The organism is Bradyrhizobium sp. 25ACV, from assembly GCF_054863005.1.
The window spans coordinates 108314-129150 of record NZ_JAVAYO010000015.1 but is presented as its reverse complement, the minus strand read 5'-3'; the positions used below and the strand labels follow the sequence as shown (position 1 = coordinate 129150).

Here is a 20837-nt window from a genome sequence, read left to right as displayed (position 1 = left end):
GAGGGGGACGTGGAGATGCTCACGGACAAACCCCCAAATCCGCAAAAGAACATATTGCGAACCTAGAACAAATAGGGTACGTTGCTTTTATCGCCGAGCCGCCTCGCCAATCGTTTGTCCCTCACGCGAATCCTCGCCATAAGGAGCACGACCCAATGTCCGCCACTGCCCTGCGTATCGTCGAAGGATCTTCCATGGACAAGAGTAAAGCTCTGGCCGCCGCGCTCTCTCAGATCGAGCGCCAGTTCGGCAAGGGCTCGGTGATGAAGCTCGGCAAGAACGACCGGTCCATGGACATCGAGGCGGTGTCGTCAGGCTCGCTCGGGCTCGATATCGCGCTCGGCATCGGCGGCTTGCCCAAGGGACGCATCGTCGAGATCTACGGGCCGGAATCGTCGGGCAAGACCACGCTGGCGCTGCACACGGTGGCGGAAGCGCAGAAGAAGGGCGGCATCTGCGCCTTCATCGACGCTGAGCACGCGCTCGACCCGGTCTATGCCCGCAAGCTCGGCGTCAACATCGACGAGCTCCTGATCTCGCAGCCCGACACCGGCGAGCAGGCGCTGGAAATCTGCGACACGCTGGTGCGCTCGGGTGCGGTCGACGTCATGGTGATCGATTCGGTCGCCGCGCTGGTGCCGAAGGCCGAGCTCGAGGGCGAGATGGGTGATGCGCTGCCGGGTCTGCAGGCGCGTCTGATGAGCCAGGCGTTGCGCAAGCTGACGGCCTCCATCAACAAGTCCAACACCATGGTGATCTTCATCAACCAGATCCGCATGAAGATCGGTGTGATGTACGGCTCGCCGGAAACCACGACCGGCGGCAACGCGCTGAAGTTCTACGCCTCCGTCCGCCTCGACATCCGCCGCATCGGCGCGATCAAGGAGCGCGACGAAGTGGTCGGCAACACCACGCGCGTGAAGGTGGTGAAGAACAAGCTGGCGCCGCCCTTCAAGCAGGTCGAGTTTGACATCATGTACGGCGAGGGCGTCTCGAAGATGGGTGAGATCCTCGATCTCGGCGTCAAGGCCGGCATCGTCGAGAAGTCAGGCGCCTGGTTCTCCTATGACAGCCAGCGCCTCGGCCAGGGCCGCGAGAACTCGAAAGCGTTCCTGAAGGCCAACCCCGACATCACCGCCAAGATCGAGACCTCGATCCGCCAGAACTCCGGCCTGATCTCCGAGCAGATTTTGGCCGGCACGCCGGAGAGCGACGCCGACGGCGAGGAGCCGACGGAGGAGTAAAATCTAACGCGAAGAGTTTTCGCGAGGAGCGGGCGCTGAAGACGTTGAGTTGCCGACGTCGTCAGTGCCCGTTTCGTTTTGCGTGAGGGTGGGGCGCGCCGACGATGAAACGGATGATTCTGACCAGTTCGTCCGGCGCTGGCCTCACCTATGCCGATCGCGCTGACATGGTCGTCCCGTTGATCTTTCGATTCGTATCTGGGCCCCTGCCTACGTCGCACCACCTTGAGACCTACCTCACGGGTGTCTCGCACCGCAGCGATCCGGAAGTGCGGTGGTCCGATCTTGTTGCCCGATCTCCCGAGGCCGGCCTCGCGCACAAGCAGCTCCCGCTAGATTGGTTCTGCAAGGCCTACGGCTTCGATCTCATCGAACTGTGGTTTGATCCCCGTCCGAACGATCAATTGCAGCTGGTCTGGATTCTCGATTACCTGCGCTCACAATCCTACATGGCCGAGCGACTTAAATTGCGGCTCGTCGATTTCGATCTGCTCGAAGCAGACGCTGTGAGGCTGCGCGATCGTGCCGTGCGGGTGTTCGACGTAACGGAGCCCGACTTCGAGGCCGCTCGCATGGCCTGGGAAGCTTATCGGGCCCCCACGCCGGAGCTCTGTTTTGGGCTGCTGGGGCGTGAGTTTCCCACGCTGCCCTTCCTGAATCCGGCGATGGAGCAATTGCTGGCTGAACTGCCGTCAACGACGACTGGACTGGGCGCGACGGAATCACGGCTTCTCGATCTGATTGCGGCGGGCTGCAGCCGGACAAAGGAGCTGTTTCAGCCGGGCGGGCTGCTCGAAACGCGCGTGTTTGACCAGTGGGAGCTTGGGCCGTTGCTCGAAGGGCTTGCGTCCGGCCCGATGCCGGCGGTCGCAGGTCTCGATCCGAAACTCGAGACGCTTCCCCGGCACGATGCGCGAGGTCGAAACGCCGCCTTTCGCCGGAGCCGGCTGTCGCTGACGGAGTTTGGCAAAGCGGTTCTGGAAGGTCGGGAGGATTTTCGCCGTCATAACCCGATTCGGCGCTGGTGGGGCGGTACGTTGCTGACCAACGATCGACTGTGGCGGTGGCGGGAGGAGAGTCGCTCGTTGATCGCGCCTTAGGTCAGGAGCCGTAGGGTGGGCAAAGGCGCGTAAGCGCCGTGCCCACGATCTTTCACGTCATGCAGAGGCGGTGGGCACGCTTCCGCCTTCGCTTTTCGAGCTACGGCGGACAAGTCGCTTTGCCCACCCTACGAGACCTCCGTCGTGGCCTACTCCGCAGCTTCCGCGTAATCGCTCACCGGCGGGCAGGAGCACACCAGGTTGCGATCGCCATAGACGTTGTCGACGCGGCCCACGGGGCACCAATATTTGTCGGCCCGCGAAGTGCCGGCGGGGAAGCAGCCCTCAGCGCGGGTGTAGGCGCGCTTCCAATCATCGTCCGCGATGTCGTGCACGGTGTGCGGAGCGTGGCGCAGCGGTGAGGCCTCGATCTTGAAACGGCCGGCCTCGACCTCGGCGATTTCTTTTCGGATCGCGATCATGGCATCACAAAAACGATCCAGCTCCGCCTTGGATTCCGATTCGGTCGGCTCGATCATCAGCGTGCCCGGCACCGGGAAGCTCATGGTCGGCGCGTGGAAGCCGTAATCGATCAGGCGCTTGGCGATGTCGTCGACCGTGACGCCGCTCGTATTCTTCAGCGGACGGGGATCGACGATGCATTCATGGGCGACGCGGCCCTTGGCGTTCTTGTAGAGCACCGGGAAATGCGGATCGAGGCGCGCGGCGATGTAATTGGCGTTGAGGATCGCGATCTCGGTGGCGCGCTTCAGGCCTTCACCGCCCATCATCAGGATGTAGATGTAGGAGATGGTGAGGATCGAGGCCGAACCGAACGGCGCGGCCGAGACCGGGCCGACCGGTGCGTCGCCTTGGGTCGCGGGGTGACCGGGAAGGAACGGCGCCAGATGCGCCTTCACGCCGATCGGGCCCATGCCGGGGCCGCCGCCGCCATGCGGGATGCAGAAGGTCTTGTGCAGATTGAGATGGCTGACATCGGCGCCGTAATCGCCGGGCCTGCTAAGGCCGACCTGCGCGTTGAGGTTGGCGCCGTCGAGATACACCTGGCCGCCATGGCCGTGCACGATGTCGCAGATCTCGCGGATGTGCTCCTCGAACACGCCGTGCGTCGAGGGATAGGTGATCATGACCGCGGCGAGGTCATTGGAATGCTTCTCGGCCTTGGCGCGGAGATCATTGACGTCGACGTCGCCGTTCTTCTCGCAGGCGACCACCACCACGTCCATGCCGACCATCGCGGCCGAGGCCGGATTGGTGCCGTGGGCGGAGGAGGGGATCAGGCAGATCTTGCGATGCGTCTCGCCACGCGCGGCATGGTAGCCACGGATCGCGAGCAAGCCGGCATATTCGCCCTGCGCGCCCGAGTTCGGCTGCAGCGAGATCGCATCATAGCCGGTGATGTCGCACAGCCATTTTTCCAGGCGCGCGAACAGCGCTTGATAGCCCTTGGCCTGCTCCCGCGGGACGAACGGATGCAGCGAGCCGAACTCCGGCCAGGTCAGCGGCATCATCTCGGTGGTCGCGTTCAGCTTCATGGTGCAGGATCCCAGCGGGATCATCGCACGGTCGAGCGCGAGGTCGCGGTCGCTGAGCTTGCGCATGTAACGCAGCATCTCGGTCTCCGAGCGATGCGCGTGGAAGACGGGATGGGTGAGGAAGGAGGTCGCGCGCTTCAGCGCCTCCGGCAGCGCCTCGCGTGTGGTCGCCTCTAACTCGGCATAGGCGAGCTTGCCGCCGAAGGCGCGCCAGACCGCTTCGATCGTCGCAGCCGTGGTGGCCTCGTCGAGCGCGATGCGCAAGCTGGTGGCGCCGACGCCGAGATTGATCTTCTCGGCCGCAGCGCGTGCGACGATTTCGGCGCGCTTGGCGCCGGCATCGACGCTGATCGTGTCGAAGAAATTTTCGCTATCAGGCGCGAAGCCGAGCTTGCGCAGGCCGCTGGCGAGCACGGCGGCGCGGCGATGCACATTGCGGGCGATCTGCGTCAGGCCTTCGGGGCCATGATAGACCGCGTACATCGAGGCGATCACGGCCAGCAGCACCTGCGCGGTGCAGATGTTCGAGGTCGCCTTCTCGCGGCGGATGTGCTGCTCGCGGGTCTGCAGCGCGAGCCGGTAGGCGGGCGCGCCGCGCGAATCCACGGAGAGGCCGACGATGCGGCCGGGCAGCGAACGCTTCAATGCATCGCGCACCGCCATATAGGCCGCGTGCGGTCCGCCATAACCCATCGGCACGCCAAAACGCTGCGCGGAGCCGATCGCGATGTCGGCGCCGAGCTCGCCGGGCGAGGCGAGCAGCGTCAGGGCCAGGAGATCGGCGGCAACGATCGCGAGCGCGCCCTTGGCCTTCAATGTTGCGATCGCGGGCCGGAGGTCGCGCACCGCGCCGGAAGAGCCCGGATATTGCAGCAGCGCGCCGAGCACGTCACTCCCAGCGAGATCGGTGAGGGGATCGCCGACGATCAGGGTCCAGCCCAGCGGCTCGGCGCGGGTGCGCATCACAGCGAGCGTCTGCGGATGCACGTCCTTGTCGACGAAGAAGGCCTGCGCCTTCACCTGCGAATGCCGTTCCGCGAGCGCCATCGCTTCGGCCGCGGCGGTGGCCTCGTCGAGCAGCGAGGCGTTGGCGACGTCGAGCCCGGTGAGGTCGCAGATCATAGTCTGGAAGTTGAGCAGCGCCTCCAGCCGCCCTTGGCTGATCTCGGGCTGGTAGGGCGTGTAGGCCGTGTACCAGGCCGGACTCTCAAGGATGTTGCGCTGGATCACCGCGGGCAAAATCGTGCCGGAATAGCCTTGGCCGATCAGCGAGGTGAAGACCTGGTTCTGGGCTGCGAGCTCGCCCATATGCGCGATCGCCTCGGTCTCGCTGAGCGGCTTGCCGAGATCGAGCGGGGCGGCCTGCCGGATCGAGGCCGGCAGCGTCTCCGCCATCAGGGCGTCGACGCTTCTAGCGCTGACGGTTTCGAGCATGGCGGTGACGTCACGCACTGAGGGGCCGATATGGCGGCGAACGAAACTGGCGGCGGCGTCGCCGTTGGTTTTGCGGTGCGCGGTCATCGCTTGCTCCATCGTCCTTAAGCCGTATGTGCCTTGTAGGCGGCTTCATCCATGAGGCCGCCGAGTTCGCCCTTGTCGGCCATCTTGATCTTGAAGAACCACGCCTTGCCTTGCGCATCCGAGTTCACCAGCGCCGGCTCGGCCGCGAGCTCGGCGTTGGTCTCGAGCACTTCGCCGGTCACGGGCGCGTACACGTCCGAGGCCGCCTTGACGGACTCAACCACGGCGGCGGCTTCCGCCTTCTTCAGGGTGCGGCCGACCTTGGGCAATTCGACGAACACGACGTCGCCGAGCTGCTGCTGGGCGTAGTCGGTAATGCCGACGGTGGCGACGTCGCCCTCGATGGCGAGCCATTCATGGTCGGAGGTGTACAGCGTCGTGGTCATTCTCGAATCCTCAGCGTTTGTAGGTGTTCTTGACGAAGGGCATCGCGGCGACCTGCACGGCTAAGCGCTGGCCCCGCACCTCGGCGAAGAGTTGTGTGCCGAGCGCGCTTTGGCTCGTGGGCACGTAGCCCATCGCGACCGGCGCATTCAGGCTTGGGCCGAAACCGCCCGACGTGACTTGTCCGATCGGCTCGCCGCCGGCGCTGTCAGCAAACAGCAGCGCGCCTTCGCGCACCGGTGCGCGTCCCTGGGCCAGCAGGCCGACCCGGCGGCGGGCCGCGCCGTTGTCGAAATGGGCGAGGATTTTTTCGGCACCGGGAAAGCCGCCGGCGCGCGCGCCGCCACTGCGGCGGGATTTCTGCACCGACCATTCCAGCGCGGCCTCGACCGGCGTCGTCATGGTGTCGATGTCGTGGCCGTACAGGCAGAGCCCGGCTTCCAGCCGCAGGCTGTCGCGGGCGCCCAGGCCGATCGGCAGCACATCGGTGTTTTCGAGCAGCGTTTTGGCGAGACGTTCGGCATCGGCTGCGGGAACCGAAATTTCAAAACCATCCTCGCCGGTGTAGCCGGAGCGTGAGACGAAACAGCCGAGGCCGGCCACCTTGCGGGGGCCGGAATCCATGAACTTCATGGCGGGCGCCTCTGCACACAATTTCGCCAGCACGGCCTCTGCCTTCGGCCCCTGCAGCGCAATCAGCGCGCGATCTGCGAGGGAATCGATGACGCAGTCTTCAGAGAGATTCGCGCGCAGATGCGCCTCGTCGGCGTCCTTGCAGGCGGCGTTGACGACCAGGAAGAGGTGATCGCCGAAATTAGCGACCATCAGGTCGTCCAGAATTCCGCCATCGGCGTTGGTGAACTGGGCGTAGCGCTGCCGTCCCGGCGCGATCGCCACGATGTCCTGCGGCACCAGCCGTTCCAGCGCGCGGGCGGCGTCCTCGACCCTGCCGGATTTCGGCCTGAGCGCGATCTGGCCCATATGGGAGACGTCGAACAGGCCGGCGGAGGTCCGGGTATGGAGGTGCTCCTTCAGCACGCCCGCGGGGTATTGCACGGGCATGTCATAGCCCGCGAACGGCACCATCTTGCCGCCCAGGGAGACATGAAGCCCATGAAGGGGCGTACGTTTCAGGGAATCTTGGTCGTCGTGCGCTAGCATCACAGGGGCCCTCGGCGGTTCCCCTGGGACGATTCCCTGAGGACACCGGTCGAAGCCCCATCTGTCGCTGTGCCTGAGAGTATTATCCCGTCGGCGGGTGCCATCCGGGTCTAAACCCGTCGGCGCCTCTTTCCAGATGCTGTCAAAGCCACGCGGTCCTTTTGCCTGAGAGTTTCCGGGGCGGTTGCTCCTTCGGCGCCGGCTGCCTAAAGCCGGTCTCTCCCGACGTGGCCGTACGATACAGATGGGTACAGACCACAGGGCGGCCAAGCCTGTCAACGCGTCCGCTTGCCCTATCAACGGGATTGCAAAGGGGATTGAGCGGCTGCGGCAACCCTCTGATCTCCTTGCACAGTTTCTGGACAGCGAAGCTGGCCTTGTCTAAAAGCGCTGTGGCCCGCAGATATCAGCCTTAACGTTTCGGTTTGGATGGCGAGAAAGCGGGTCCAAGCACACCCGATTGGATGAACATGAGCGGCGTCAACGAGATCAGGTCGACCTTTCTGAACTTCTTTGCCGAGAACGGCCACGAGATCGTGTCGTCCTCGCCATTGGTGCCGCGCAACGATCCGACGTTGATGTTCACCAATGCCGGCATGGTGCAGTTCAAGAACGTCTTCACCGGCGTCGAGAAGCGGCCGTATCAGCGCGCCACCACGTCGCAGAAATGCGTGCGCGCCGGCGGCAAGCACAACGACCTCGACAATGTCGGCTACACCGCGCGCCATCTCACCTTCTTCGAGATGCTCGGCAACTTCTCCTTCGGCGACTATTTCAAGGAGCGCGCGATCGAGCTCGCCTGGACGCTGATCACCAAGGATTTCGGGCTCAACAAGGACAAGCTGCTCGTCACGGTCTACCACACCGACGACGAGGCGCACGGGCTCTGGAAGAAGATCGCCGGCTTCTCCGACGACCGCATCATCCGCATCCCGACCTCGGACAATTTCTGGGCGATGGGCGACACCGGTCCGTGCGGCCCGTGCTCGGAGATCTTCATCGACCGCGGCGATCACATCTGGGGCGGCCCTCCGGGCTCGCCGGAAGAGGATGGCGATCGCTTCCTCGAATTCTGGAATCTCGTGTTCATGCAGTATGAGCAGGTGACGAAGGAGGAGCGCGTGGATCTGCCGCGTCCCTCGATCGACACCGGCATGGGCCTTGAGCGCATGGCCTGCATCATGCAGGGCGTCGACAGCGTGTTCGAGACCGATCTGTTCCGCCATTTGATCGATGCGGCCTCGTCCGCGCTCGGCAGCGGGCCGAACGAGCAGACCGTCGCCTCGTTCCGCGTCATCGCCGACCATCTGCGTTCCTCGGCCTTCCTGGTCGCGGACGGCGTGCTGCCCTCGAACGAGGGCCGCGGCTATGTGCTGCGCCGGATCATGCGCCGCGCGATGCGCCATGCGCAGCTGCTCGGCGCGAAAGAGCCGCTGATGCATCGGCTGGTCTGGGCGCTGGTCCGCGAGATGGGCCAAGCCTATCCCGACCTGATGCGTGCGGAAAATCTGATCGAGGAAACGCTACGGCTGGAAGAGACCCGCTTCCGCAAGACGCTGACCCGCGGCCTTGCCATCCTCGACGAGAAGAGCGCGTCCTTGAAAAAGGGCGACATGTTCGACGGCGACGTCGCCTTCACGCTGTATGACACCTACGGCTTCCCGCTCGACCTGACGCAAGACGCCCTGAAGTCGCGCGGCATCAGCGTCGACCAGGCTTCCTTCTCCGATGCGATGGAGCGGCAGAAGGCCAAGGCGCGCGAGTCCTGGAAGGGGTCCGGGGAAGCTGCGTCCGAGGCGATCTGGTTCCCGCTGCGCGAAAAGCTCGGGGCCACCGAATTCCTGGGCTACGAGACTGAGAGCGCTGAAGGCGTGGTGTCCGCGCTGGTGAAGGACGGTGCGGAGGTCGCCAGCCTGAAGGCCGGCGAGACCGGTGCGATCGTGCTGAACCAGACGCCGTTCTACGCGGAGTCGGGCGGCCAGGTCGGCGACATCGGCGTGCTCACGGGCGAGGGCGGCATCAAGTTCCGCGTCACCGACACGCAGAAGAAGCTCGGCGATTTCTTCGTGCATGTCGGCACGGTGGAGAGCGGCGAGCTGAAGCTCGGCACTGCGCTGCAGCTCGAGGTCGATCATTCCAGGCGCTCCTCGATCCGGGCTCATCATTCGGCGACGCATCTCATCCACGAGGCGCTGCGCCAGGTGCTCGGCGACCACATCGCTCAGCGCGGCTCGATGGTCGCGCCGGATCGCCTGCGCTTCGACTTCGTGCATCCGAAGCCGATCACGGCGGAGGAGCTGGCCCGCGTCGAGGACATCGCCAACGACGTGGTGCTGGAGAATGACGAGGTCACCACCCGCGTGATGGGCGTGGATGAAGCCCGCGAAGCCGGAGCGCGTGCGCTGTTCGGCGAGAAATACGGCGACGAGGTCCGCGTCGTCTCCATGGGCAGGACCGCGCGCGAGCGCGGCGCCAACGCGCTCGGCTGGTCGGTCGAGCTTTGCGGCGGCACCCATGTGCGGCGCACCGGCGACATCGGCCTGATCACGCTCACCGGCGAGAGCGCGGTTGCTTCGGGCGTGCGCCGTATCGAGGCGCTGACCGGCAATTATGCGCGCAGGCACGCCAACGAGACCATGGCGCTGGCCAAGACCGCGGCGAACGAGCTGCGCACGTCGCTCGACGACGTCCCGGCGCGCATCACCGCGCTGATGGAGGAGCGCAAGAAGCTCGAGCGCGAGCTCTCCGAGGCCCGCAAGAAGCTGGCGATGGGCGGCGGCGCTGCGGCCAGCAATGGCGCAGCCAGCGGCGTGCGCGAGGTCGGCAACGTCAAGCTGATGGCGCGCGCGGTCGAGGGCATCGAGATGAAGGATCTCAAGAGCCTCGCCGACGACGGCAAGAAGCAGATCGGCTCCGGCGTCGTCGCCATCGTCGGCGTCACCGAGGACGGCAAGGCCGGCATCGTGGTCGGCGTCACCGCGGACCTCACCTCGCGCTTCAACGCGGTCAACCTCGTGCGTGTCGCCTCCGAGGCGCTCGGCGGCAAGGGCGGCGGTGGCCGGCCGGACATGGCGCAGGCCGGCGGCCCTGATGGCGCCAAGGCGACCGAGGCGCTGAGCGCGATCGAAAAAGCGATGGCGGGCGCGTGAGGCCGTGCGCCCCGTTCCGCGAGGACGTGGCTCAGCCGATCCGAACTTGAGGGATCGCCTCTACGAACTGCTGGAGCACGATCCGCTGGCTTATTCAGCCGGGTCGCGCTTCATCCAGATCATCATCGGCGTCATCGTGCTCAATGTGGCCGCGATGATCCTCGCCTCGGTGCCGGAGCTGGACGCGCAGTTCGGCACGGTGTTCTCGGCCATCACCATCCTGTCCGTGATCGTGTTCGCGCTGGAATATGCCGCACGTCTCTGGACCGTGGCGGGCCACACCCAGCGCAAGGGCTCCTCGCTGTCCGACCGGCTCGGCTACGCCTTCTCGGCGCTCGGCATCATCGACCTCATGGCGTTCCTGCCCGCGGCAATCGTGCTCGCCGCCGGCCGGCACGCGACACTGGCGGCGCTCGGCGTGCTGCCGTTCTTCAAGCTGATACGGTACTCGCCGGCGATGCGCTCGCTGCTCGCGGCTGTCCATGCCGAGCGGCGGGCGCTGATCGGCTGCGTCGTCATCCTGATCGGCGCGGTCTTGACGTTCGCCTCGCTGCTCTACGCCATCGAGCGCGACGTGCAGCCCAGCAAGCTCGGCACCATTCCGGATGCGATGTGGTGGGCGATCGTGACGCTCGGCACCGTCGGCTATGGCGACGTCGTGCCGGTGACGCCGCTCGGCAAGCTGGTCTCCACCTTCGCCATCATCAGCGGCTTCGCCATGATCGCGCTGCCGGTCGCGATCATCTCCACCGCCTTTGCCGAAGAGGTGAAGCGGCGCGATTTCGTCGTCACCTGGGGCATGCTGGCGCGGGTGCCGCTGTTCTCGCATCTGTCGGCCGCGGAGATCGCCGACATCATGCGGCTGTTGCGGGCGCGCACCATCGAGCAGGGCGAGATCCTGGTGCGGCGGGGCGATGTGGCCTCGTCGATGTATTTCATCACCGCGGGCGAGGTCGAGATCGCGCTGCCGAGCCAGCATGTGCACCTCACGGACGGCACCTTCTTCGGCGAGATCGCGCTGCTGCACAAAACAAAACGCAGCGGCACGGTGATGGCGACGCGCAAGACGCGCCTTTTGGTGCTCGATGCCCAGGATTTTCACGCCTTGATCGCGCGCATGCCGACGCTCGCCGACCACGTCCACACCACCGCCAAGGCGAGACTCGCCGACACCGGCGACCTCGCCGTTGCCGAGCTCGCACAGGCGGAGAAGGACGACCCCGACCGCTGAGCGGTCAACCTTTCTTCAGGAAGACGTAGACGGCCGAGTAGGGCACGCTCCTGAATTCGCCGGCTTTCTCGCAGGCACCGTCCAGCTTGCCACCCTGGGTGCTCACGCGCTGCACGGTGGTAACGGGCGTCAGCACGCCGCTGCCGCGGCGGGCCGTAACTTCCAGCTTCAGCCAGGGGATATCGGCCGCGGTGGTGCCCGGCGCGTTTCCGATCGCCTTACCGACGACGGCGCTGCCGTCGGCGTGCTCCCAGTTCGGTCCGGCATAGTGCCGGCCGATCGTCTTGCCGTCCGAGAGAAGCGTCGCGATCGGCTCGCGGAAGCTCCAGGCGAGCTTGCCCTCAGCGCCGGCCTTGCACTCATAGACCTGCGCACCCTCGGCGTGGACGCTGAGCACGACGCTCTCGCCTGATACGGCGATGGCCTCGGGAAGCGGCTCGGCAGCTCCGGCCGGTCCGATCAGGGCTGCGAGCAGCATGGTGGGGCCGGCAAGCTTGATGAACATGGTGGCATCTCCGCGCAAGGTCTCAAAAAGAAACGGGCCGCGCTGTTGCGCGGCCCGTGATGATGTCTGGCCCAGTCGGGCGAAATTGCGGTCGGCTCAGGCCGCCAGCTCCTTGGTGAGGTTTTCCGCGACCTTGTCGAGGAAGCCGGTGGTCGAGAGCCAGCGCTGGTCGGCGCCGACCAGCAGCGCGAGGTCCTTGGTCATGTAGCCGGCCTCGACGGTGTCGACGCAGACCTTCTCCAGCGTGTTGGCGAACTTGGCGAGCTCGGCATTGTTGTCGAGCTTGGCGCGGTGCGACAGGCCGCGGGTCCAGGCGAAGATCGAGGCGATCGAGTTGGTCGAGGTCTCCTTGCCCTTCTGGTGCTCGCGATAGTGGCGGGTCACGGTGCCGTGGGCGGCTTCGGCTTCCACGGTCTTGCCGTCGGGGGTGAGCAGCACCGAGGTCATGAGGCCGAGCGAGCCGTAGCCCTGTGCGACCGTGTCGGACTGCACGTCGCCGTCGTAGTTCTTACAGGCCCAGACATAGCCGCCGGACCATTTCAGCGCCGAGGCCACCATGTCGTCGATCAGGCGGTGCTCGTAGGTCAGGCCCTTGGCCTCGAATTCCTTCTTGAACTCGCGGTCGTAGATGTCCTGGAAGATGTCCTTGAAGCGACCGTCGTAGACCTTCAGAATCGTGTTCTTGGTCGAGAGATAGACCGGATAGTTGCGCAGCAGGCCGTAATTGAGCGAGGCGCGGGCGAAGTCGATGATGGAGTCGTCGAGATTGTACATTCCCATCGCGACGCCGGCGTCGGGAGACTTGAACACTTCCTTCTCGATGACGGTGCCGTCCTCGCCGACGAACTTCATCGACAGGGTGCCCTTGCCGGGGAACTTGAAGTCGGTGGCGCGGTACTGGTCGCCATAGGCATGGCGGCCGATGATGATCGGCTTGGTCCAGCCGGGAACCAGGCGGGGCACGTTCTTGCAGATGATCGGCTCGCGGAAGATCACGCCGCCGAGGATGTTGCGGATGGTGCCGTTCGGCGACTTCCACATCTGCTTGAGGTTGAACTCCTTCACCCGGGCCTCGTCAGGGGTGATGGTGGCGCACTTGACGCCGACGCCGACCTTCTTGATGGCTTCGGCGGCGTCGATGGTGACCTGATCGTTGGTGTGGTCGCGGTATTCCATGCCCAGGTCGAAATACATCAGTTCGACATCCAGGAACGGGTTGATCAGCTTGTCCTTGATGTACTGCCAGATGATCCGGGTCATCTCGTCGCCATCGAGCTCGACGACGGGATTGGATACCTTGATTTTTGCCATGATCGGGGAAGCCTCTTGGGAACGGCGCTTTTGGCGCGCCACGGGAATATCCGCCGCCTCTTAGCACCGCCGCGCGGCGGGCGAAAGCCAAGGGATTATGCACTTTTAGCCGATCCAGCTTGCCCGGATGGGGGGCGGGCGACGGCCCCCGGCGGGGCGGCCTGAGGCTTCAGAAGAGATTCAAAAGTCGATTCTAACCCCGTTATTTTCCTTGAGAATTCTGTCAGGACAGGCAAACGACAGGCGGCAGGGCGGCGCCGACCGGCGGCCGGTTTGAATCAATTCCTGAAGAGCGCCCTGGCAAGGCCTTGAGAACCAGAGTGAAAGCGAAACGAAATGTCGGGGACTGACAAGAGCAAGGCGGGTTTGTCCCTCGACGGTCCCATCGTCATCCTGGTCGAGCCGCAGCTGGGCGAAAACATCGGCATGGCCGCGCGCGCCATGGGGAATTTTGCCCTTGGCGCCTTGCGCATCGTCAACCCCAGGGACGGCTGGCCCAACATCGCCGCCCAGCGCGCCGCCGCCGGCGCCGACCATATTCTGGAAAAGGTCGAATTGTTCGGCACGGTCGAAGACGCCGTCGCCGATCTCGATCTGCTGTTCGCCACCACCGCGCGCCCCCACGACCAGGCCAAGCCGGTGGTCGGGCCGGAGGAAGCTGCCAGCGAGATCGCGGGTCACGTCGCGACCGGCGGCAGGTGCGGTATCCTGTTCGGCCGCGAGCGCTGGGGGCTGACCAACGAGGAGGTCGGGCTCTCCAACCGCATCATCACCTTCCCGGTCAATCCGGGCTTCGCCTCGCTCAACCTCGCCCAGGCCGTGCTGCTGGTCGGCTATGAATGGTTCAAGCGAGCGACCTCGGGCGAGCTGCCGCACGCCATGCCGGAGCGCTCCGAGCGCGCCTCGCAGCACCAGATGCAGGCGTTCTTCGACAACCTCATCCGCGAGCTCGACAAGGTGGAATTTTTGCGCCCGGCCGAGAAGCGCGACACCATGCTGGTGAACCTGCGCAACATCTTTAGCCGCATGGAGCCGACCAAGCAGGACATGCACACCCTGCACGGGGTGATCATGGCGATCGCCGAGGGACGCAAGGGCCCGGCCAAGGGCGGCGTGCTCGATGGCGAGCAGGCGACGCGCCTGCGCGCGCTTTTGGCCGAGCACGGGCAAGGCGGCGGCGTGCCCGACAGCGGCTCGACCGTGCGGGGCCTTGCCCGTCTGCTCCGCCGCAACCCGACCGATGCCGAGCGTCTGCTCTGGCAGGCGCTGACCCGTGATCGCCGCTTCGCAGGTGGGTTCAAGCGCCAGACCCCGGTCGGCCGCCACATCCCGGACTTCGTCTCGTTCCCGCATCGGATCGCGATCGAACTGGTCAATCCCGGCGAGGGCGAGGCGATTGCGGCGGACCGCGCGTCGCGGCGGAGCTGGCTCGAGGCGCGGGATTATCGGGTGCTCGACATTCGTGCCGCGGATGTGGAGCGGGATCTCGAGGCGGAGCTGGCGCGGCTGCAGGGGATGATCGAGCAAGCGATGTAGGTGCCGTAAGGCATAGCTCTCGTAGGGTGGGCAAAGCGAAGCGTGCCCACCATCTCTCGCTGATCATCAAGAGAAGGTGGGCACGGCGCCTACGCGCCTTTGCCCACCCTACGGCACTTCCTGCTGGTCGGCAGCGGATGACGTCAGCGCTGAAACACGACCTTGCCGCCCACGAGCGTCAGGTCCACCTTGATGTCCTTGATCTGCTCCTCCGGCACGACCGTGTAGTCAGCGGAGAGCACCACGATGTCCGCAAGCTTTCCGGGCTCAATAGTCCCTTTGCGCGCTTCATCGAACGTGTAGCGCGAGGCTGCGCTGCTGTAGAGTCGCAGGGCCTGCTCGCGCGTAATGGCTTCTGCCGCGCCGTAGACGTTTCCGTTGGGGTCCTTCCTGGTCACCATGATGTACATGTTGAGGAAGGGGTTGATCGGGTTGACGGGAAAGTCCGTCCCGGCGCCGAGACTATTGAGCCCCATTTTTTCGATTAACGTCCTGGTCGGTACGGCGCGATCAGCGGTCGCTTTCCCGAGAAATCGTTCGACGGTCGCTGCCTTATCCCACATGAAAGCGTTCTGGAAATCGACACGGGCCCCCAGCTTTTGCGCACGCTCCATCTGTTCTGGCCGGATCAGGCTGGCGTGAATGAGGACGAAGCGACGGTCTCGGATCGATTTCTCCATATCCGCTGCCTCGAACGCATCGAGCACCTGGTCGATACCAAGGTCACCCACCACGTGGACACCGACCCGCCAGTCATATCGGTGGCAGATGGAGATGAGTTGCTTCAATCGCTCAGGTGTCTGCTGCGCAACGCCATGATAGTTGTCGTGTGAATCGGGATACACCTCGCGCATGAGCGCTGTCTTCAGCGTCATGCCGCCGTCGTAGAAGATCTTGATTCCCGCGAACTTCAGCCAATCGTCGCCAAAGCCTGAAGAGGCCCCATTGCCTGCCATGATCGCTTCCCACGCGGTCAGATCGGCCGGAGGCTCTGGTCGAAACATCACGCCGGTGCGCAATGTGGCTTTCCCGGATGCGACATGCTTCTGCAGCATGCGAATATCGCGCGCCTCTGTCGCGCCTTCGACCACGCTCGTGATACCGAAGCTGTTCAGCACACCTTCGGCAATCGTGAATTGCCGCATCTCATCGTCTTCTGTCCAGGGCGGCACCGCCTTCTCGACCCGATCGATCGCCGTCTCCACCAGCACGCCGGTCAATTCACCGGCCGCGTCGCGCTCAAACTTTCCCCCGCTCGGATCCGCGGTGGTCTTGTCGATTCCGACCCGCTGTAGAGCCATGCTGTTCGCCATCGAGAAATGCCCGACGGTGCGAAGATAGACCGGGTTGTCTGGAGCAACGCTATCGATCTCCTGCCTGGTCAGATATCGCTTCTCGGCCAATTGTGAAGGCGGATGCCATGCGCCACCTACGATCCACTCGCCCGGCTTCTTCTTCGCCGCGAATGCCTTGATGGCCTCGAGCGCTTCCGCGACCGTCTTGGCTCGGCCCATGATGACGACATAGTCGCCAAGACCAGCGGCCTTGAAGTGAGCGTGCGTATCGATCAATCCGGGGATGACGGTCTTCCCAGCCACATCGAGCACGCGGGTCCGAGCACCGGCGAGCGACCTCATCGAAGCACTGGTGCCGGTTGCGATGATCTTTCCATCCGCGACGGCCACGGCCTCCGTGATCGTCGATCGCTCATCCAGCGTCAGAACCTTTCCGTTGATGAGGACCAGGTCAGGCCCGTTGAGCTCCGGCTGCTGCGCCTCAACATTTGCGACGCCAGCGAACCACGTGCCCGCGGCAACGATTGCAAATGCCATCAACTTGCGAACCATCACGTCCCCCTGGATCTTGTTTTTTCTGGACGAAGATCTTCAAGGGTATCTTTGATCAAACACGGGTTCAACGCTTCTCAAGGCCTGCAGCGTCCACATGTTGGGCAAAGCGAAGCGTGCCCACGACGTCGATCAACTACGCCGCAGCAGACACGGTGGGCACGGCGCTGCGCGCCTTTGCCACCCGCGCCATTGATGCATGTCAAAGAACGTGGAACCCCGCCCGTTACGCTTTTGAGGCAACAGAGAGGGTTCGATATGTCAATCAGCCGTCGCCAAGCACTTGCCGCCTTCAGCGCCGCCGTGTCGGCGCTTGCGATTTCCCGAGCCGCCCGCGCCGATTTTGATGGTCTTGTTGTCAGGGCCGTGGAGGGCGGCGAAGATTTCTGGCTCGCCCAGGACGCCTATATCTACGGATACCCGCTTGTGACGATGGAGATGACCCGCCGAGTCATGACGAACGTTGCGGCAGTGGAGGGCACGCATGGGCCGATGGGGCAGTTCGTCAAGTTGCGCAAGTACCCTGATGCCAGCTTCAGGGATGTCACGGCACCGAATGCCGACACGCTCTACACGACGGCCTGGATCGACGTGGGAGATGAGCCCTGGGTCCTGAGTATGCCTGATATGAAGGACCGCTATTTCCTGTTTCCGATGCTGGACGGCTGGACCAATGTCTTCCAGGTGCCCGGCAAGCGCACCACCGGCACCAGGGCGCAGACCTATGCGATCACCGGCCCGGGCTGGAAGGGAACGCTTCCCGCCGGCGTCAAGGAATACAAATCACCCACGAGCATGGTGTGGATTCTGGGCCGCATCTACTGCACCGGCACACCGGAGGATTATGCGGCCGTGCACGCCGCGCAGGACGAGTTCAAGATCGTCCCTCTCAGCGCATATGGCAAGTCGTACACGCCTCCAGCGGGAAAGGTCGATGCGTCGATCGACACGAAGACGGCGGTGCGCGACCAGGTCAACCGCCTGGACGCCGCGGCCTATTTCACCCTTCTCGCGCAGTTGATGAAGCGCAATCCGCCGGCCGCCGCCGACGCGGCCGAGGTCGCCAAATTCGCGAAGATCGGTCTTGTCCCCGGCAAGGATTTTGACGCGAGCAAATTCGATGCTGCCTTCGCCAAGCGGGTCCCCCAGGTGGCATTCGACCGCATCATGCTCCAGTTCAAGGTCAACAAGGCGATCAAGAACGTCAACGGCTGGGCCTTCGACAGCGAAGCCGGCATCTACGGCACCAATTATCTCAACCGTGCGCTTGTCACGGCCATCGGCCTTGGCGCCAACCGGATCCAGGATGCGTGCTATCCGACATCCCAGAAGGACGCCGACGGCAAGGAGTACGTCGGCAGCAACAAATACGTCATGCGTTTTCCGAAGGGGCAGCTTCCCCCGGTCGGAGGCTTCTGGTCGCTCACGATGTATGATGAGAACTACTTCTTCGTCGCCAATCCGATCAACCGCCAGTCGATCAGCGCCCGCCAGAATCTCAAAGCCAATCCCGACGGTTCGGTCGACCTCTACATTCAGAAGGACAACCCGGGCCCCGACAAGGAGAGCAATTGGCTTCCCGCGCCCGCGGGCAAGTTCGTCCTGATGTTGCGCATGTACTGGCCGAACGAGAAGCCGCCCTCGATCATCAACGGGACCTGGAAGCCGCCCCCGGTTCGGCAAGTGACGAGCAGCTAGGGAGCACGGCGCTTCGCGCCTTTGCCTACCCTGCGCACCGTCACCGGCGCCCGAGCAGTACCTCGCGCTCCACCGCAATCCATGTCGTCCGCGCCAACGCCAGCAAGCTGCCGGCTTCATCATGCAGCGCGGCGTCGGCCGTGCGCTTGCGGCCGTCGCGGCCGGTGGGCCAGGCGGTGATGATGCAGCGCTCGCCGGGGCGGGGGCGCGCTTCGATGCGGGCTGACATCCGTCCGAGCAGGAGCGGGGTCTTCTCGAAGCTGCCGCTCTGCTGATCGAAATTGCAGGCAAAGCCGGTCGGGCAATCGAGCGCGGACCAGAGGAATTCGGGTGCGATGAGGCCATCCTCGGCGGCGAGATTCGGATCGGGTGCCCAGCTCGCGGCGAGAACGGGAGTTTGTGCTTGACGGCGGAGCGGGCCGGCGAAGATGCGCAGGCCGTCGCCTTTCGTCCTGGCAGGACCGCAGACGAAACAGTGTGGCAGCGGATGTTCGTGCGGCTTGAATAGCGCCAGCAATTCGGCCGCGCGGGCTTCCGGCAAGGTGGCCGTCTCCACTTGCGCGAGCTCGACGCTGACGGCGCGGGCGGTGGCGACGGCCTTGCCGCCGTCGCGGAGCTCCCATGTGTCGCCGTCCGTCGCGATGGCATCGAGCGGCGTGTCCAGCGGGGGCGGCGCGCGCAGCGTCACCTCTGCAGCCCCGGGAATGTGACGAGCGAGCCGGCCGCAGACATAGCCGCCGTTGCCGGAGTTCGGAGGACCGCAATAGCGCTTGTCGATGATGATTGGTGTCATCGGTTCTCTCTTCGTCGTTGGCGCACTCTACCTGATCTTGAGCACAATTCGTCCCTGAACCGTGCGATTGGCCACGGCCCGCATGGCGTCGCCGGCCTCCTCTAAGGGAAGGACGCGGTCGATGTGCGGACTGATCTGCTCTTCGGCCAGCAATTGCATCAACGTGTCATTCATGTGCGCGGCCTCGTGCGGGAACTTCTCCGCCCAGGCACCGGCAAAGACGCCAATGATGGAATAGTTCTTTAGCAGCGGCAGGTTCATCGGGATGGACGGAATCTCGCCGCCGGTGAAGCCGATCGGCATCAGCCGTCCGCCCCATTTCATCAGCCGGGCCATCTGCTCGAAGATCGCGCCGCCGACATTGTCGAAGCCGACATCGATGCCTTCTCCTGACGTGACCGACTTGATCCGGTCGCGCAGATCCTCGCTGCGATAATTGATGACCTCGCTGGCGCCGTAGCCGCGGACCAGGGCCGCCTTGTCGTCGGAGCCGACGCCGGCGACGACACGCAGGCCGAGATGGCGGCCGAGGTCGACGGCGGCCAGTCCAACTCCGCCGGCGGCGCCGGTGACGAACAGCGTTTCGCCGCGCTCGGCTCGTGCCCGCTCGACCAGCGCATAATAGGCCGTGCCGTAATTGTGCAGGATGGTTGCCGCCGCCTCGAACGCGACGCCGTCCGGCAGGCGCACGGTCTTCGATTCCTTCGCGATCATTCGTTCGGCGTAGCCGCCGGTCCAGCTGCTGCAGGCCACGCGATCGCCTGGCGCGAACCTTGTCACCCTGTCGCCGATTGCGACGACGGTTCCGGAGGCTTCCGTGCCGGGCACGAAGGGCGTCTGCGGCCGCATCTGGTAGAGACCCGAGACCAGCAACTGGTCCATGAAGCTGACGGAGGCCGCGTGGACGTCGATGAGGATCTCATCGCCGGCTGGCTTGGGCACATCGATCTCGCCGAGGCGCAAATCGCTGGGTCCGGTGAACGAGTGGCACAGAATGGCTTTCATCGCGGCGCTCCGATGCTCCGGGCCACGTCATGGTCTTTCGTCCGGGTCCGCGCGAAAAGGCGCGGCACCAGCATCGGGACGCGGCGGCGATACTGCCGATAGGTCTCCCCGAACTCTGCGATCAGATCCCGCTCTTCGAACTGCAACGCGGCCAGGATATAGGCGGTGTTCGCGAGCGCGAACAGCAGATGGCCGGCGGTCATCTCGGGCGTGGCCCAGAATGCGAGGAGGAAGCCCAGCATATCGGATGCCGCACGATCTTGTAGAGCAGCGGCGCCTTGAAGGAGTGACCCTGCGGCTCGGTCCCGCGTAGCGCCGAGATGGCCTGGCGCAGGCCAAACAGGTCGAAATGATCGATCATGTGGGTCGAGGCGAATGCGATCAGCCAGCCGAGCCAATGGACGCCGGTCAGCAACCACGCCACGATTCCGCTGGTCTGCCAAATCGGCATCGGGATCGGACGCCACTGCCAGAACAGCAGGAGGAGAATGAGGCTGGAGAGCAGCACGTAGGTGCTGCGCTCGCAGGCCACGGGAAGAACTTTGGTCCACCAGCGTTTGAAGGCCGGGCGCGCCATGACGCTGTGCTGGATCGCGAACAGGCTCATCAGCAGCAGGTTGACTACGATGGCCTCGGTCAGGCTGCGGACGTCGGTCCCCTGATCGACCGACTTCGGTACGACATAATTGCCGACGAAACCGAGCGCATAGAGAAATGACACCGTGAATAATGCATAGCTCACGATTGCGTAGAGCAGGATTGCGAGGCGTGAGAACATGGTTTTTCCTATTGTGCCTGATCCAGCGGTGCCGCATGCAGAGCTAGAGGCGGTCGCCGGCCAGCGGGCTCGATCTGG

Annotated in this window: 14 protein-coding genes, 1 pseudogene and 1 riboswitch; of the genes and pseudogenes, 6 read left to right on the top strand and 9 right to left on the bottom strand. The window is 64.5% G+C overall.

Features of this window, described 5'->3' with window-relative positions:
• The first annotated feature begins 155 nt into the window (after nt 1–155).
• Complete coding sequence (gene recA / locus RAD04_RS29490; protein WP_461626611.1) at nt 156–1244, top strand: recombinase RecA; 1089 nt, start codon at nt 156–158, stop codon at nt 1242–1244.
• A 113-nt stretch (nt 1245–1357) separates the two neighbouring features.
• Entirely contained in the window at nt 1358–2344 is a 987-nt protein-coding gene (locus RAD04_RS29485; protein WP_461626610.1) for a hypothetical protein, read from the top strand.
• A gap of 149 nt (nt 2345–2493) precedes the next feature.
• Here RAD04_RS29485 and gcvP read toward each other — a convergent pair whose 3' ends face one another.
• The 3 genes from gcvP to gcvT are packed head-to-tail and all read right to left on the bottom strand — an operon-like array spanning nt 2494 to nt 6906.
• A complete protein-coding gene (gene gcvP / locus RAD04_RS29480; protein WP_461626609.1) occupies nt 2494–5361 on the bottom strand; it encodes an aminomethyl-transferring glycine dehydrogenase in 2868 nt (955 codons plus the stop codon).
• A gap of 17 nt (nt 5362–5378) precedes the next feature.
• On the bottom strand, nt 5379–5747 hold the full coding sequence (gene gcvH, locus RAD04_RS29475; RefSeq protein ID WP_461626608.1) for a glycine cleavage system protein GcvH: 369 nt from the start codon (nt 5745–5747) through the stop codon (nt 5379–5381).
• Nucleotides 5748–5757: 10 nt separating this feature from the next.
• The gene (gene gcvT, locus RAD04_RS29470) at nt 5758–6906 is read right to left on the bottom strand and encodes a glycine cleavage system aminomethyltransferase GcvT (RefSeq protein ID WP_461626666.1); all 1149 of its coding nucleotides are present in this window, start codon (nt 6904–6906) and stop codon (nt 5758–5760) included.
• Nucleotides 6907–7050: 144 nt separating this feature from the next.
• Nucleotides 7051–7141: riboswitch (glycine riboswitch) on the bottom strand.
• Between the two features lie 235 nt (nt 7142–7376).
• Between gcvT and alaS the strand changes: the two genes are divergently transcribed.
• Nucleotides 7377–10055 (top strand): alanine--tRNA ligase, encoded by a 2679-nt coding sequence (gene alaS, locus RAD04_RS29465; protein WP_461626607.1) that lies wholly within the window; start codon nt 7377–7379, stop codon nt 10053–10055.
• Between the two features lie 4 nt (nt 10056–10059).
• Nucleotides 10060–11286, top strand: coding sequence for a cyclic nucleotide-gated ion channel (locus RAD04_RS29460; protein ID WP_461626606.1), 1227 nt, complete (start codon nt 10060–10062; stop codon nt 11284–11286).
• Nucleotides 11287–11290: 4 nt separating this feature from the next.
• On the opposite strand, the gene RAD04_RS29455 is transcribed toward RAD04_RS29460, so the two are convergent.
• Nucleotides 11291–11791 carry a DUF3455 domain-containing protein gene (locus tag RAD04_RS29455; protein ID WP_461626605.1) on the bottom strand — a complete coding sequence of 167 codons (501 nt, stop codon included), beginning with the start codon at nt 11789–11791 and terminating at the stop codon, nt 11291–11293.
• Between the two features lie 96 nt (nt 11792–11887).
• Nucleotides 11888–13102, bottom strand: a complete 1215-nt coding sequence (locus RAD04_RS29450) for an NADP-dependent isocitrate dehydrogenase (protein WP_461626604.1) — start codon at nt 13100–13102, stop codon at nt 11888–11890.
• A gap of 336 nt (nt 13103–13438) precedes the next feature.
• Here RAD04_RS29450 and RAD04_RS29445 point away from each other — a divergent pair, with 336 nt between their 5' ends.
• The gene (locus tag RAD04_RS29445) at nt 13439–14638 is read left to right on the top strand and encodes a TrmJ/YjtD family RNA methyltransferase (protein ID WP_461626603.1); all 1200 of its coding nucleotides are present in this window, start codon (nt 13439–13441) and stop codon (nt 14636–14638) included.
• Nucleotides 14639–14781: 143 nt separating this feature from the next.
• Here the strand turns inward: RAD04_RS29445 and RAD04_RS29440 are convergent, their stop codons facing one another.
• On the bottom strand, nt 14782–16485 hold the full coding sequence (locus RAD04_RS29440; RefSeq protein ID WP_461626602.1) for an amidohydrolase: 1704 nt from the start codon (nt 16483–16485) through the stop codon (nt 14782–14784).
• 258 nt (nt 16486–16743) lie between these two features.
• Here RAD04_RS29440 and RAD04_RS29435 point away from each other — a divergent pair, with 258 nt between their 5' ends.
• Nucleotides 16744–18183: a DUF1254 domain-containing protein gene (locus tag RAD04_RS29435; RefSeq protein WP_461626601.1), complete on the top strand. Its 1440-nt coding sequence runs from the start codon at nt 16744–16746 to the stop codon at nt 18181–18183.
• A 40-nt stretch (nt 18184–18223) separates the two neighbouring features.
• On the opposite strand, the gene RAD04_RS29430 is transcribed toward RAD04_RS29435, so the two are convergent.
• From RAD04_RS29430 to mddA, 3 genes and pseudogenes are all read right to left on the bottom strand, one after another.
• Nucleotides 18224–18976, bottom strand: coding sequence for a hypothetical protein (locus RAD04_RS29430; RefSeq protein WP_461626600.1), 753 nt, complete (start codon nt 18974–18976; stop codon nt 18224–18226).
• 27 nt (nt 18977–19003) lie between these two features.
• On the bottom strand, nt 19004–19981 hold the full coding sequence (locus RAD04_RS29425; protein ID WP_461626599.1) for an NADPH:quinone oxidoreductase family protein: 978 nt from the start codon (nt 19979–19981) through the stop codon (nt 19004–19006).
• Nucleotides 19978–20759 (bottom strand): annotated as a pseudogene (mddA, locus tag RAD04_RS29420) (methanethiol S-methyltransferase). Before mddA ends, RAD04_RS29425 begins: the two are co-directional and overlap by 4 nt.
• Nucleotides 20760–20837: the final 78 nt, after the last annotated feature.

What these genes read in the sequence shown, in the direction of transcription:
- recA (WP_461626611.1), top strand. Translation starts at nt 156, where the DNA reads ATGTCCGCCACTGCCCTGCGTATCGTCGAAGGATCTTCCATGGACAAG.
- RAD04_RS29485 (WP_461626610.1), top strand. Translation starts at nt 1,358, where the DNA reads ATGATTCTGACCAGTTCGTCCGGCGCTGGCCTCACCTATGCCGATCGC.
- gcvP (WP_461626609.1), bottom strand. Translation starts at nt 5,361, where the DNA reads ATGACCGCGCACCGCAAAACCAACGGCGACGCCGCCGCCAGTTTCGTT.
- gcvH (WP_461626608.1), bottom strand. Translation starts at nt 5,747, where the DNA reads ATGACCACGACGCTGTACACCTCCGACCATGAATGGCTCGCCATCGAG.
- gcvT (WP_461626666.1), bottom strand. Translation starts at nt 6,906, where the DNA reads ATGCTAGCGCACGACGACCAAGATTCCCTGAAACGTACGCCCCTTCAT.
- alaS (WP_461626607.1), top strand. Translation starts at nt 7,377, where the DNA reads ATGAGCGGCGTCAACGAGATCAGGTCGACCTTTCTGAACTTCTTTGCC.
- RAD04_RS29455 (WP_461626605.1), bottom strand. Translation starts at nt 11,791, where the DNA reads ATGTTCATCAAGCTTGCCGGCCCCACCATGCTGCTCGCAGCCCTGATC.
- RAD04_RS29450 (WP_461626604.1), bottom strand. Translation starts at nt 13,102, where the DNA reads ATGGCAAAAATCAAGGTATCCAATCCCGTCGTCGAGCTCGATGGCGAC.
- RAD04_RS29445 (WP_461626603.1), top strand. Translation starts at nt 13,439, where the DNA reads ATGTCGGGGACTGACAAGAGCAAGGCGGGTTTGTCCCTCGACGGTCCC.
- RAD04_RS29440 (WP_461626602.1), bottom strand. Translation starts at nt 16,485, where the DNA reads ATGGTTCGCAAGTTGATGGCATTTGCAATCGTTGCCGCGGGCACGTGG.
- RAD04_RS29435 (WP_461626601.1), top strand. Translation starts at nt 16,744, where the DNA reads ATGTCAATCAGCCGTCGCCAAGCACTTGCCGCCTTCAGCGCCGCCGTG.
- RAD04_RS29430 (WP_461626600.1), bottom strand. Translation starts at nt 18,976, where the DNA reads ATGACACCAATCATCATCGACAAGCGCTATTGCGGTCCTCCGAACTCC.
- RAD04_RS29425 (WP_461626599.1), bottom strand. Translation starts at nt 19,981, where the DNA reads ATGAAAGCCATTCTGTGCCACTCGTTCACCGGACCCAGCGATTTGCGC.